The organism is Asticcacaulis solisilvae, from assembly GCF_017875235.1.
Lineage (GTDB): Bacteria > Pseudomonadota > Alphaproteobacteria > Caulobacterales > Caulobacteraceae > Asticcacaulis > Asticcacaulis solisilvae_A.
The window spans coordinates 97155-111422 of the sequence record NZ_JAGGMI010000007.1 but is presented as its reverse complement, the minus strand read 5'-3'; the positions used below and the strand labels follow the sequence as shown (position 1 = coordinate 111422).

General features: G+C 61.2%; 8 protein-coding genes. 6 read left to right on the top strand and 2 right to left on the bottom strand.

Translation table 11 applies throughout. The features are described 5' to 3' along the window. The first annotated feature begins 256 nt into the window (after positions 1-256). A complete protein-coding gene (locus tag J2X24_RS13185; RefSeq protein WP_209722288.1) occupies positions 257-1825 on the top strand; it encodes a RecQ family ATP-dependent DNA helicase in 1569 nt (522 codons plus the stop codon). Here J2X24_RS13185 and J2X24_RS13180 read toward each other — a convergent pair. Together J2X24_RS13180 and J2X24_RS13175 are read right to left on the bottom strand one after the other, a co-directional pair. Further along, entirely contained in the window at positions 1797-2627 is an 831-nt protein-coding gene (locus J2X24_RS13180) for a hypothetical protein (RefSeq protein WP_209722284.1), read from the bottom strand. The genes J2X24_RS13185 and J2X24_RS13180 overlap by 29 nt on opposite strands. After that, complete coding sequence (locus J2X24_RS13175; protein ID WP_209722282.1) at positions 2624-3157, bottom strand: PadR family transcriptional regulator; 534 nt, start codon at positions 3155-3157, stop codon at positions 2624-2626. Before J2X24_RS13175 ends, J2X24_RS13180 begins: the two co-directional genes overlap by 4 nt. Before the next feature lie 204 nt (positions 3158-3361). Between J2X24_RS13175 and J2X24_RS13170 the strand changes: the two genes are divergently transcribed. The 5 genes from J2X24_RS13170 to J2X24_RS13150 all read left to right on the top strand — a co-directional run bounded on the left by J2X24_RS13170 (position 3362) and on the right by J2X24_RS13150 (position 14103). After that, entirely contained in the window at positions 3362-5899 is a 2538-nt protein-coding gene (locus J2X24_RS13170) for a family 20 glycosylhydrolase (protein ID WP_209722279.1), read from the top strand. 535 nt (positions 5900-6434) lie between these two features. Next, on the top strand, positions 6435-9389 hold the full coding sequence (locus tag J2X24_RS13165) for a TonB-dependent receptor (RefSeq protein WP_209722275.1): 2955 nt from the start codon (positions 6435-6437) through the stop codon (positions 9387-9389). A gap of 351 nt (positions 9390-9740) precedes the next feature. Continuing rightward, positions 9741-11258 (top strand): tryptophan halogenase family protein, encoded by a 1518-nt coding sequence (locus J2X24_RS13160; protein WP_209722273.1) that lies wholly within the window; start codon positions 9741-9743, stop codon positions 11256-11258. Further along, positions 11255-12772: a tryptophan halogenase family protein gene (locus J2X24_RS13155; protein ID WP_209722271.1), complete on the top strand. Its 1518-nt coding sequence runs from the start codon at positions 11255-11257 to the stop codon at positions 12770-12772. The genes J2X24_RS13160 and J2X24_RS13155 overlap by 4 nt, the downstream gene beginning before the upstream one ends. A gap of 590 nt (positions 12773-13362) precedes the next feature. Continuing rightward, a complete protein-coding gene (locus J2X24_RS13150) occupies positions 13363-14103 on the top strand; it encodes a VWA domain-containing protein (RefSeq protein ID WP_209722268.1) in 741 nt (246 codons plus the stop codon). Positions 14104-14268 lie beyond the last annotated feature (165 nt).

Below are 14268 nucleotides of genomic sequence, written 5' to 3'. Positions count from 1 at the left end.
ATCGCCCCGATAACCAAAGCTTATAGCCAATGTCCACCCACCTGTCGCGTTAAACCTTTGCAACAGGACATAAGACAGCCATTAAGCTAAGCCGCAGGTTTTTGGCGAAATTAAGGGTTAATGTGGCCCTTGCGCTTTGCATCGACCGCGCTATTTTCAAGAGCGTCGGATTTACAACCATCAATATCCAACTTTTGGCGCCTACCCGCAAAACGCGGGAGTACACACTCTCCCAGTTCTTGCGTTTAAGGCTTTTATGTCCGCCGATCTGTTCACGATTGCCGATGCCCCTTCGCTCAGTGACGCGGAAGCGACGCTGAAATCCGTCTTCGGCTACGACGCCTTTCGCGGCCAGCAATCCAGTGTCATCACCGCCGTGCTCCAGGGCCACGATGTCCTGGCCGTGCTGCCGACCGGCGGCGGCAAAAGTCTGTGCTACCAGATCCCCGCCATCCTGCGCCCCGGCCTTGGCATCGTCATCTCGCCGCTGATCGCCCTGATGAGCGACCAGGTCCAGGCACTGGAAGCGCGCGGCGTGCGCGCCGCCAAGCTGGATTCGACCCAGAATCTCGGTGAGCGCAACGACATCTGGGACGCGGCGCGCGGCGGCCAGCTTGACCTGCTCTACCTATCGCCCGAAGCCTTCAACCAGCCCTTCGTGCTCGACCGCCTTCGCCGCATGAAGGTCAATCTGGTCGCCATCGACGAAGCGCACTGTATCAGCCAGTGGGGCCACGATTTCCGCCCGGAATATCGCACCCTGGGCCAGGTCAAGGCCCTGTTTCCCAGCGTGCCGACCCTGGCTTTGACGGCCACCGCCGACGCCCATACCCGCGCCGATATCAAGGCGGCGCTGCACATCGATGACGCTGTCGAAATCGTCTCGACCTTCGACCGGCCAAACCTGTCCTTACGCTTCGTACGCCGCAAGGGTACCGTCGCCAAGTCGATTATCGAGCTGATCGCCAAGCAGAAAGGCGCGTCCGGCATCATCTATTGCGGATCGCGCGACGGTACTGAGAAACTGGCCGAAACCCTGAGGAAGGAAGGCTTTTCCGCTGCCGCCTACCATGCCGGCCTGCCGGCAAAAATGCGCGAGGAACGGCTGACGGCATTCCTTGGCGGCAAGTCAAAGATCATGGTCGCGACCATCGCGTTCGGGATGGGCATCAACAAAGCCGATGTCCGCTTCGTCATCCACGCCGATCCGCCCTCCTCGATGGAGGCTTACTGGCAGGAAGTCGGCCGCGCCGGCCGTGACGGCAATCCGGCCTCGGGCGTCTGCTTCTACAATTCCGGCGATCTCGGCTGGGCGCTGCGCCGGATGACCTTACGCGAAAACGAAGGGACGCCTGACCAGTCGATCCAGAAGCAGAAGGCGCGTGACTTCTTCCAGATGGTGCTGGGTCAGGACTGCCGCAAACAGGCGGTGCGCAGCTATTTCGGCGAAGAGGGCATCAACCCGTGCGGCACCTGTGACAACTGCCTGACGCGCGGCAAGTCGAGCGACGTTACCGAACCCGCCCAGATGCTGATGTCCGCGCTCTATCGCCTCAACGGCCCGCGCGGCCGCAAGAAGCTGATCGACCACGTGCTGGGCAAGGCCAATGGCCCGGACTTTACGACGCGGGTGCAGACCTTCGGCATCGCTAAGGCCTATACGCCCAATGTCCTGACCCACGCGCTCGACCTGTGCGAAGCCTACGGCGTCATCGAGGAAACCCTGTGGCAGGAGAAGATGCCAATCGTCGGTCTGCGCGATCCAGCGCTTCTAAAATCGCTGTTTCGTGGCGACCTCAGGCTGATCGCGCCCGCCCTCCGTTGAGCAATATTGCTGCGGCAAGCAGGCCGAAGACGAAGTTGGACACGCCGACTTCGATCAGGTGCGGAAAGCGCACTGGCCACGGCATGACGGGGTTGGGATAGAGCAGTTGCAGGTCCATCAGCAGACTCAGCGCCAGACCTGACAACAAGGCCTTAGACCATGTGCCGCCACGTAAGGCCTGAACCAGCATCAATATGATACCGGCCCACATCAGGCCACGCACCCACTGCACGGCAATCAGATAGGGTCGCGATATCTCGCCGACTGTCGCATAGAAGGCGCGGACATCGGGGCTTTGCCAGGCGATGAACTGGCCTGCCGCGAAGTAGCAGATGACATAAAGGACGCCGATCACCGGGAACTTCCATGCCAGAGCTTTGGGAGCCGGCTGGCCATTTGCAGAACGGCCGCGCCACATCAGGGCGACGACAACACCTGCCAAGGCAGCTCGCAGCAGGCCTGCAAAGCAAACGTTCAATATCGTTGCAGGCGACATCTGGATGTCATTATTGAATACCAGGGTCTCAACCTGGGCCATGAAGGTTTCGATGCCGAACAGCGCCCCGCCGAGCACCAGCCCCAACATCCAGCCGCGCAGGCGCATCCGCGCGGCCAACAGCGCCAGAACCGCTGCGACGCCGGCGTTTACGACGAGCAAGGCCTGACCGGCATCGAGCGGACCGGTATCCGGCACTGCCGTCACATCGCGCAGAAACAACATGCCGCCGGCCACTGAGCCAAGCAACAGCACGATCCACAGCCCTATGGCCTTTGCGCCCCATATCATCGCCGACTTCATCATAGCTCCCCTTCCGCTTCCAGTGTCCGCCGCGCCCAGGCCGCCCAGGCGGCCGAGGCTTCAACCTGTCTGCGCCCGTGTTCGACCGCGACCCGTGCCTGCACCGGCAGGACTTGGCCGGCCTCCCCGGCGATAAACGCCGCCAATGCCGCCGCCTGGCCCGCCGCCGCCGCCTCGAACGAGTCGAGAAAGGCGTGCGTCAGCGACCGGTCGGAATGGCTGTGCAGGAAGGCGAAGCGCAGCATGGCCTGCGACAGGTCGCTTGCCTCCACCGGCGCCCGCAGCCAGGCCTGAAACGCCTCGACGCCTTGCGCCGTCAGATGAAACAGGCCCTTTCCGCGTCCTTCCCCTGAAGCCACCACCAACCCCGCCTTCCTGAGCGATTCCAGCGCCGGATAGATGCTGCCTGGACTGCTGGAATAGCTTCCCATCGGCGTCGTTTCGAACACCTTGCGCAGGGCATAACCCGAGCGAGGCTCATCATTGATCAGGCCGAGAAGGGCAAAACCGAGAGGGGTAACAGACTTGGTCATTTAGTACGTTTCGTATTAATGCCACGATAGTACGAATCGTATTATTGTAAAGCGGAATTATTTTGATACCTAAAGCGATATTTTGGCCAATTGGATATATATTGGTATCTCAATGATATCATACTGGCCTGCTCGGGTGGATTGACAAGCTGCTGGGCCTGGGTCACCTTGGCGAAAAAGCTTATTACAAGATCGAGGGACGAAATGTCGAAATTGCTGCGTGGCCTTCTGCTTGGTGCAACCCTGCTGGCCGCTCCTTCCGTCCTCCATGCCAGGCCTGCGGCGACGCAAAGCCAGATCGACGCATTTGCCGGCAAGCTCGGCTATCATCTGACCCTGGCCGAGACACGCAGCTCGGCGGGTTGTCCGACGCCGAAAGGCTGTCTCCGGCTCGATCTCGACCTGACCATGCCGAAGTCCCTGCCGCCGGCGATCGCGTCGGGCGACTTCGCCATATATGCAAGCTTTGTCACCTCGCTGCTGCCGCTGAAAAGCGATGTCTTCGACATGGAAATCCTCAACGGTGACCTGGTGCGGTTTACGCCCAAGCCCGGCGTGAAGCTCACCGCCGGCACAAAGTACACCCTGCGCCTGATTTCGCCGGGTAATGTAAACTCGCCCTACTTCCTGCTGCCCAACGCCTATGTTGTCGCCGATGGCATAAAGCCGCGCGTCATCGCCTCGGCGCGTACCGGCGTTGATGCGGTGACCGGAGAAGAAACCCTTCCGTTCGTCACCTCTTATAGCGACGAAGCGCGTCAGAACGGCCATCCCGAGACGCCGTGGCTGACGCCTGAGCGCCTATTCGAACAGACCGCCTCACGTCAGGCTGCGACGGCTTCCGCCGCGGACATCATTATCCTGCCAACGCCTGTGAAAGCCGAACGCCTCGGCGGCCCGACGCTCGATCTCACCAAGGGCGTCGCCGTCAAGCTGAGCGGTGTCGCCGCTGCCGATCTCGCGCCCGCCCTCGCGGGGCTCAGGCAGGCAGATGGCGGCGTGCCGCTGACCGTGACCATCGTTGCGGGCACGCCGGAATCCTACAGGCTGACGGCTGAGAATGACGCCATTACCATTACCGCCGCCGATGCGGCCGGAGCGTCCTACGCCCTGCGCTCGCTGACCCAACAGGCCGCCCATGACAAATATCTGCTCAAGCCGCTGCGCATCGAGGATGCTCCGCGCTTCGGCTTCCGCGGCCTGCACCTGGACGTGGCGCGCAACTTCCACCCCAAGGCACAGATCTTCAAGGTTGTCGAGCAGATGGCCGCCTATAAGCTCAACAAGTTGCACCTGCACCTGGGTGAAGACGAAGCCTGGCGCCTTGAAATCGCCAGCCTGCCCGAGCTGACGGACATCGGCTCCAAGCGCTGCCACGACCTTGCCGAAGACACCTGTCTGCTGCCGCAGCTGGGCGCCGGTCCGGACGCCGATGCCGCCGTCAACGGCTATCTGACGCGCGCCGACTATATCGAGCTCCTCAAGTTCGCCAAGGCCCGTCAGATCGAGGTTATTCCCTCTTTCGACATGCCAGGTCACAGCCGTTCGTCCGTCCGTTCGATGGAGGCCCGCGCCCGTCGCCTGATTGCCGAGGGTAAGCCAGAGGAGGCCGCGCGCTTCCGTCTGGTCGATCCAAACGACAAGACGGTCTACGACTCGATCCAGAGCTATAATGACAATACGCTCGATGTCTGCCTGGACTCGACCTACGCCTTTATCGACACCGTGCTGACCGACATCCAGGGCATGCATGCCGAAGCCGGCGCGCCTCTGCACATCTATCATTTGGGCCTCGATGAAACCGCCGGCGCGTGGAAGGAGTCGCCGGCCTGCAAGAAGCTGATGGCCGAGCAGGGCCTGAAGTATGAGCAGCTGGGCCCGCAGTTCGTTACCCGCGTCACGAAACTGCTCACCGACAAGGGCATCGCGCCGGCCGGCTGGAGCGATGGCATGGGCCATGTCGATCCGGCCAAGATGCCAAAAAACACCCAGTCGAACACCTGGGGCGGCCTGTTCAGCGGCGGTGTCGCCGAGATCCACAAACAAGCCAACCAGGGCTGGAACATCGTCCTGTCCAATCCCGATGTCCTGTATCTCGACATGCCGAATGCCGCGGACGGCCATGAACGCGGCTATGACTGGGCGTCGCGCGCCACCGATCTCTACAAGATCTTCGCCTTCATGCCGGAAAACCTGCCGGCCAACGGCGCCATCATGACCACGCCGGCCAACCAGCCCGGCAAGATCAGCGATACCGTACCCCTTACGCCTGGCCACACCATTACCGGCATGCAGGGTCAGCTGTGGAGCGAGGTCGTGCGCACGCCGCAGATCGCCGATTACATGCTGTTCCCGCGCACTCTGGCGGTCGCGGAGCGCGCCTGGCACAAGGCGTCGTGGGAGCCCGCTTACGTTCCTGGCAAGGCCTATGCCTATGACGACGGCAGCATCGACAAGGCGGCGGTCCAAGCCGACTGGCAGGACTTCCAAGCGCGTGTCTCGGCGCAGCTGCCGGCGCTCGACCAGGCCGGGGTCAGGTATCGCCTGCCCATTCCAGGCGCACGTGTTCAGAATGGCAAGCTAGAAGCCAATGCCGTCCCGGCCAGCCTGAAGATCCAGTACCGCGCCCAGGGGGGCAACTGGACACCCTATTCTGGTCCCGCCGCCGTCAAGGGCGAAGTCCGCGTTCGCACTGTTTCGCCCGATGGCAAGCGCTTCAGTCGCGAAGCTGTGGTGAAGTAAAGCGCGACCTCGACGCCGAGGCTACGTGCTGGTAATGGCCTATGGTTACCTCGAGGCAGTCCTGACCCACGATATGCCTCAAGAGGGATGAGACCGGTAAGGTTGTACTTTAAGCCTGAGTCGGGCATCCGCCGGGCCTCGTTCGCCATGTCCGGTAAGCCTTACATTTATTATTTTATATATACTAATCTTTTCATAGCCGAAATTTTTGTGCTGCGAAATTCTTATATCTAAAAATTATATCTTAAAAAACAGATACTTGTGTGGCTTTTTAGCTATAATCATACAAATAGTACCACATGACAAAAATAACATTGGTTCCTTCGTTCGTTTTCTGACAGCGTTGGTCATCGCTGATTGCCGTCCACTCAAAAGCGGCAACACGCAGGGGAAGTAAAAACCGTAGACAACCTCCACTGGCGCATTGTCACGTCCGTGGATTTTCATATTTGAACACTTTTTTACACACGCTTTCAGGCGTGGTGTTCGCAAACATCGCCATTCCTTGGTGATGCCGGGTTCACAGGGAGACACTATGAAACACCCAAGTTCCAGATTTAAAGTCCTCATGGGCGGCGCTTCGATGGCCGTTCTCGGCCTTATGGCCTATGCCTTGCCGGTCGCGGCTCAGGATGCGGCCGCCGGAACCGATGGCGATGTCGTCGTCGTCACCGGCCAGCGCGGCCAGATCAAGTCGGCGCAGAAACTGAAGCGCGACTCCGACGTCGTCCAGGATTCGATCACCGCCGTCGACATCGGCGCCCTGCCCGACCGTTCGGTCGCAGAAGCCCTGCAGCGCATCTCCGGCCTGCAAATCCAGCGCGCCAACGAAGCCCGCGACCCGATCCGCATGACGGCGGAAGGCGGCGGCGTCAACATCCGCGGCCTGAGCTGGGTCCGTTCCGAAACCAATGGCCGCGACATCTTCTCGGCCAAGAACGGCCGCTCCTTGAGCTGGGATGACATATCCGCCGACCTGCTGGCCGGCGTCGACGTCTTCAAGAACCCGTCGGCCGACATGATCGAAGGCGGCATCGGCGGCACGGTCAACCTGCGCACCCGCCTGCCGTTCGACACGAAGAACCGCCTCCTGGCCTTCACGCTCGACAACACGACGGGCGACCTGCAGGAAAAGGGCCACTGGTCCGGCTCGGCCATCTGGGCTGACCGCTTCGACACCAGCATCGGCGAACTCGGCCTGATGCTGAACTATTCGCAGGCCAATGTCGGCAACGAGACCCACGTCGTCGGCACCGACCGCTACGTGACCTCCGGCACCGGCGCCAATACGCGCTACATCCCGAACGTCATGGGCTGGCGGACCATCGACTGGAACCAGAAGCGCGAAGCCCTGGCCGGCGCCGTGCAATGGCGCCCGACGGATCGCCTGGAATTCACCCTGCAGGCCTTCAACTCGGTCGCGACGCCCAAGAACACCGAATACAATGTCGGCTTCTATGACGGCGCCATCACCACGCCGAATTCCAGCTATGTCTATGACGACAACGGCGTCTTCCTGGCCGGCACGGTTCCGAACTCGGGCATCGACGCCAACACGCGTTACGGCGAGGACCGCAAGGAAACGACCGATATCTCGCTCGGCTTCAAGTGGAATGCGTCCGACAAGCTGACGCTGACCGGCGACCTGCAATTCGTCAAGTCCACGGCCGACATCCTGTCCAATACCGTCTTCGTGCAATACTGCGACACAAAGGTCCGCACGACCGGCTGCGACGGCGCGGACAAGGTCACGGCCCAGGTCGACCTGCGCGGCGATCTGCCCAGCATCGTCATCCAGTCGCCGAACGCGACTGGCAGCAAGAGCAGCTACTACTGGTCGGCCGCCATGGACCACGTCGAAAAGAACGAGGGCAAGCAGCTTGCCGGCCGTCTCGACGCCCAGTACGACTTTGACGACGGCAGCTGGCTGAAGAGCTTCCGCTTCGGTGTCCGCTCGACAGACCGCGATTACATCACGCGCGCGACCAACTGGAACTGGAACTATCTCAGCCACCAGTACTGGGGTTCGGGCGGCGGCGCGGGCGCTGTCTATCTGGACGAAACCGGCGGTGTCGGCGCCACCCTGACCAATTCGAACCTGCCGAATCAGTCCGAAATACGGACCTTCGACGGCTTCATGCACGGCGATATCCCTGTGCCGGGCAATATCTGGTTCCCGGCCGCCGGCCTGGTCAACCAGGGCACCCAGTATACCTACGATCAGCTGAAGGCGACCGAAACCGCCGGCTGGGGCTGGGCGCCGGCTGACGAAAACTACTACTTCAACGATGCCACCTCGGGCGGCCTGAATATCCAGAACGAAAAAACGCAGGCCATCTATGGTTTGCTGAAGTTCGGCAAGGACGGGGTGTTTGGTGGCGAAGGCACGCTCGACGGCAATGTCGGCGTCCGCGTTGTCAAGACGACGGTCGATACCACCGGTTATGTCGTTTCTGCTTCGGACGCCAATTTCGGCACCGCGGCTTGCGCCCCGTCAACCTCGGCGCAGTGTGTCGCCTGGGAAAACGCCAAGGCATTCAAGGCGACGACCATGACGCCGAAGGCCCTGGGTGGCGAGACCGAGTACACCAATACCATCCCCAGCCTGAACCTGCGCTATCGCCTCAACAACGAACTGCAGTTCCGCTTCGCCGCGTCCAAGGGCATCGTCCGTCCGGAAATGGCCTGGCTCAGCGCCTACACGACGCTCAGCGCCGGCCAGAACACGGGTGACTTTACCCTCAACCCGACCGGCCAGGGCGGCACGCCCGACCTGAAGCCGATCGAAGCCAATCAGTACGACCTGACGGCGGAATGGTATTTCGCTCCGACCTCGAGCCTGACCCTGGCCGTGTTCAAGAAGGACCTGGAAAACTACATCTACGCCCAGTCGATCCCGGAAACCTATACCAACAACGGCGCGACCATGACGTTCAACGTCAACCGCTACGTCAACGGTACGGAAACGGGCAAGGTCACGGGCTTCGAACTCGCCTATTCGCAGTTCTATGACTTCCTGCCTGCGCCGTTCGACGGTTTCGGCGTCCAGGCCAACTATACGAAGATCGACTCTTCTGGCGGCCGCAATCCGGTGGCGTCGATCAGCGACGGCAACCAGATCACCAATGCCAACCTGAACGTCCTGCCGCTGGAAGGCATGTCGCCGGAAAGCTATAACTTCGCGCTGATGTACGAAAAGTACGGTGTCTCCGCCCGCCTGGCCTACAACTGGCGTTCGGACTACCTGCTGACGACCTCGGCCGCCAACGTCAACCGTCCCATGTGGGCGGAAGCCTACGGCCAGTGGGACGGCTCGGCCTTCTACACCATCAACAAGACCTACAAGGTCGGTGTCCAGGTTACCAATATGGGTCGCGACATCAACTATGTCCGCGTCTCCAGCGACATCACCAAGCCGCTGGAAACCCACTACTACTCGGCGACCAAGACCGATCGCCGCATCTCGCTTGTCCTGCGCGCCAGCTACTAAGGCGCCGCAAAAGCCTGGCCGCCCGGACCATATCCGGGCGGTCATTCCTGCTTGTCGCGACATTCGCCGAACTTCGTTTCGACATATCGCGATGTGCCGCCGTCCTGGTCCAGCGGCCGGCACTGTCTCCACCCGGACTTTGTTCTCTGAAACTTCCAGCCCCTTCCGGTTTCGTCCGGAAGGGGCTTTTTTATGAAGGGGACGCCATTTAGACTTTGGCGTGCCCCCTGGAGCATGACGCGTTTAAGTCAAACCGCCATCGTGCTTTAGGTTGTTAGTTTATCGCGATATTTAGCCAAAAACCGCTGCACACTTTTTGGCATATCGCTCTGGAAAAATGTTAGGCAGGATATGGCTGAACCCATCCGGAAAATCATCATTGCCGGCGGCGGCACGGCGGGATGGATGTCGGCGGCGGCGCTGGCCGCGGGCCTGCCGAAGTCGGTCGAAATCCTGCTGATCGAATCCGAGGACATCGGCATCATCGGCGTTGGCGAAGCGACTATCCCCAGCATGCGCGCCTTCAACGAGCACGTCGGCATCAATGAAGCCGACTTCATTCGCGCCACTGAAGCGACCTTCAAGCTGGGCATCGAGTTCGTCGATTGGGGCTGGACCGGCAACCGCTACTTCCACGGCTTCGGCGATTTCGGCGCCCTGTTCGAAGGCCTGGCGCCACACCAGATCTGGCGGCGGCTGCATGCGGAAGGCGACGCATCCGTCCTGGAGGACTATTCGCTGCCGACGCAGCTGGCCTACGCCAACAAGTTCTTTCCGCCCAACCCTGATCCGCGCTCACCCATGCGCGACTACACCTATGCCTACCATTTCGACGCATCGCTCTATGCCCGTTTCCTGCGCACCCACTGCGAGGCGAAAGGCGTCAAGCGGCGTAACGCCAAAATCACCAGGGTCAATCTGCGCGGCGAGGACGGCTTTATCGACAGCCTGACTTTGGACGACGGCAGCGTCGAGACGGCCGACTTCTTCATCGATTGCACGGGCTTCCGTGGTCTCCTGATCGAGGGCGCGCTGAAGGCCGGCTATACCGACTGGAGCGACTACCTGCCCGTCGATGGCGCCTGGGCCGTGCCATGCGCGCGCACCGAACCGCTGACGCCCTACACCCGGTCCATCGCCCATGAGGCCGGCTGGCAGTGGCGCATCGCGCTCCAGCACCGGACGGGCAACGGCCATGTCTTCTCGTCACGCTTCATGGACGCCGAGCGGGCGCGGGATATCCTGCTCGACAATCTCGATGGCGAGGTTCTTAAGGACCCGATGCTGATCCGCTTCCAGACCGGCCACCGCAACCGCTTCTGGGATAAGAACTGCATCTGCGCCGGCCTGGCGTCGGGCTTCATCGAGCCGCTGGAATCGACCTCGATCAACTTTATCCAGATCGCCGTCATCCGCCTGCTGGAGCTGTTCCCGTCGCGCGCCTGCGAGCCGGCGCTCGTCCGCGAATACAATTTCAGGATGCTCGAGTCGTTCCAGCAAGTACGCGACTTCATCATCCTGCACTATCGGCTGAACCGGCGCGAGGAACCTTTGTGGCGTTATTGCGCCGACATGCCGATCCCCGACGACCTGGCGCGCAAGATCGAGCTCTATGCCCTGCGCGGCGAGGCGGTCATCCGCCAGTACGACCACTTCGCCGAGCCTTCCTGGATCTCGATCTATAACGGCCAGGGCATGCTGCCCGAGACCTATGACCCGCTGGCCGACCGGGTGCCGCTGGAGCGGCTGCGCGCCCTGATGCACGAGCGGCGCGATATTATCCAAAAGGTCGTCGCCCGGCTGCCCGACCACAGCGATTTCATCGCCCAGCACTGCGCCTCGCCGAACTTCCTGAAGGCATCGGCATGACCTCGCCGAGCCGGCGTCCAATCCGAAACATCGTCATCGCCGGCGGCGGCACGGCCGGCTGGATGACCGCGGCGGGCTTAAGCCGCTTCCTGCGCGAACAGCCCACGACCGTCACCCTGGTCGAATCCGACGAGATCGGCACCATCGGCGTCGGCGAGGCCAGCCTGACCCTTCTGGCCCACTTCAACCACATGCTGGGGATCGACGAGGCCGATTTCATCCGCAAGACCCAGGCGACCTTTAAGCTCGGCATCCAGTTCAACGACTGGCGGCACAAAGGCCACAGCTGCTTTCACCCCTTCGGCCGCTACGGCCAGAACATCGACCTGTGCGAATTCCATCACCATTGGCTGCGCTTGCGCGCCGCCGGCCAGGGCGGTAGTCTCGACGATTATAATCTCAACACGGTCCTGGCGCTCGGCAACCGCTTCAGCCCGCCGGTCAAGGACTTAGGCTCGCCCCTGTCAGGCCTGGCCCACGCCTATCATTTCGACGCTTCGCTCTATGCCCGATACCTGCGTGACTATGCCGAGGCGCGCGGCATCACCCGCGTCGAAGGCCGCATCGTCGAGGTCCACCAGCAGCCAGAAAGCGGCTTCGTCACCGGCCTGTCGCTCAAGGACGGCCAGAGGATTGACGGCGACCTGTTTATCGACTGTTCAGGCTTTCGCGGCCTGCTGATCGAGGAGACGTTGAAGACCGGCTATGTCGACTGGACGGGGCTTCTGCCATGCGACCGCGCCGTCGCCGTGCCCTCCCGCCGCGGCGATAGCCCACTGACGCCCTATACGCGGGCGACGGCGCGCGAGGCCGGCTGGCAGTGGCGCATCCCTTTGCAGCACCGCACCGGCAATGGCTACATCTATGCCAGCGGCCATATCTCCGACGATCAGGCGGCACAGGCCCTGCTCGACACGCTCGATGGTGAGGCTCTGGCCGATCCGAGGGTCATCCGCTTTTTCACCGGCCGGCGCGCGAAAGCGTGGAATCGCAATGTCGTCGCCATCGGCCTCGCGGCGGGTTTTCTGGAACCGCTGGAATCGACCTCGATTCACCTGATTCAGAAGGGGGTGGTCAAGCTGCTGCAATGCCTGCCGGACATGGATTTCGCGCCATCGCTGGCGGACGAATTCAATCGCCAGACGGCCTTCGACTATGAGGATGTGCGCGACTTTCTGGTCCTGCATTACAAGCTGACGCAGCGCGAGGACACGGAATTCTGGCGCTACAACCGGCACGACACGGTGTCGGACTCTTTGCGCGACCGGATGGAGCTGTTCGCCGCCACCGGCCGCCTGTTCATCAACGAGCATGAGCTGTTCAAGACGGCGAGCTGGCTGGCGATCCTGACCGGCTTCGGAATAGAACCGCGCGGCTACGATCCGATGGCGGATGCCCTGCCCTTCGCCGACGTCAGCCACGCCCTGATCCGCATGCGCACCATGATCGCCCAGGCCGCCGTCCAGCAGCCGGATCACGCGGCCTTTATCGCCCGGCACTGTGCGGCGCACTAGATCGGAATGATTTTAGATGGAAGCAATCATCCCGATCTAAGTTTTTGCTTTGTCGCGATATTTATGGCGAAAACCGCTTCACACTTTTCGTCATATCGCTCTAAGCGGCTTTCGGGAAAAAGCGCGACAAAATAGGTACCCTGAATGACGAAGACCCTCCGAATAAATCGGAGGGTCTTTCATAGTGGCGCTTTAGCCTGACGTTTTCTCCATACCCTTTGATGATATGGCCGTCTGCTCTGACGCCGTGTCGCCCTTTGACAAGAGTCCAGGGAGTTAATACGGGCCATTTCCCGTGCATTTACTATAGCAAATTCTTCATTCACACGAAATTCACAAACGCGCACGAAGCCGTGCACGCATGCTTGGAACCAAAGTAAGTCATACTTCGCCCTCACCGTGAAGCAGGGAGGGCGAGGTACAATCTCCTTAATCCTTCTGCGCCCTAACCATCCATCTCAACACAATTCCGCCCGCAAAATGTATTCGGAACGCCGTTATTTCGACATGCGCCGGACGAAAACGACGTGCTCTTCTGTAGACGGCGGGGCAGGGAACACAGATGGACCTCGCCACAACAGGAGGTCGTCATGCCCAAATTCCTTTGGCTGTCCTTAGCCCTGGCGGCAATGCCGCTCGCGGTCAGCCCGGTGCTCGCCCACGCCGAAGCCACCACGCGCATTGCCCCGAACGCCAGCGTCAACACCTATATCCTGCTCGACCGCACCGGCTCGATGCAGGACATCTGGGACGAGGCCCTGACCTCAGTCAATGCCTATGCCGAAGCCCTGGGCGAGGGTGACGGCGCCTTGCGCACCAATGTCACGCTGGCTGTCTTTGACGCCCAGAACGGCCTGCAGTTCGACGTGCTGCGCAAAAAAGTGCCCGCGACCGGCTGGCGCAATGTCACGACGGCCGAGGCCAGCCCGCGCGGTATGACGCCGCTTTACGACGCCATCGGCCGCATAGTTTCGATCGCCGAGCAGGACAACCCGAAGAAGACCATCCTGGTTATCATGACCGACGGCGAGGAGAATTCCAGCCGCGAGGTCACTCAAGGAGGAGCACGCGCCGCGCTCGACCGCGCCCGCGCCAGGGGCTGGGAGGTCGTCTTCCTGGGCGCCGAATTCGCCAGGTTCACCGATGCCGGCGCCATGGGTGTTTCGACCGAAAAAACCATGGCGGTCGGCAAGGACGGCATGACATCGACCATGCGGCGCCTGGCGAAAAAGAGCCGCGACTATGGTTCCAGTGCCGCGTCCGCGCCCGTGACCTTTAATGCCGAAGACCGCGCCGTCGCCAAGGAAGACGACGTCAAGAAGAAGCAATAACTTCAAAGTGAGACGGATTCGGCTGGACGGTGAAAACCGGCCAGCCACTTTACCCGCCTGTGGCGTCGAGCGACGTATATTTGCCGCGCCTGGCCGGAATCTTCGGCTGTTGCGTGTCCAGCCGTGTCTATTGACAGGACTGTGATATCTTGCCCGCTCATTTTC